General features: G+C 71.2%; 1 protein-coding gene. It reads left to right on the top strand.

Annotation, left to right across the window (positions count from 1 at the left end):
- Positions 1 to 236, top strand: a 236-nt coding sequence (locus tag ACX4ZE_RS23480; RefSeq protein WP_480275647.1) for a hypothetical protein, incomplete at both ends; no start/stop codon positions are given.

The following is a 236-nucleotide window of genomic DNA, read 5'->3' as shown; positions in this document are numbered from 1 at the left end:
ATACCGCACCGGGGATGTGGCGCGGTGGACGGCGGCGGGGGTGTTGGAGTTCGTGGGGCGGGTCGATGAGCAGGTGAAGGTTCGGGGGTTTCGGGTGGAGCCGGGGGAGGTGGCGGCGGTGCTGGGGGCCCATCCAGCGGTGACACAGGCGGTGGTCACAGCCCGGGAGGCGCCCGGGGTGGGGGCGGGCACACAGTTGGTGGGGTATGTGGTTTTCGATCGGTCGGGTGTGGTGG

The sequence above is a fragment of the Nocardia sp. TBRC8007 genome, assembly GCF_056629435.1.
This window is presented reverse-complemented; position numbering and strand designations above follow the sequence as displayed.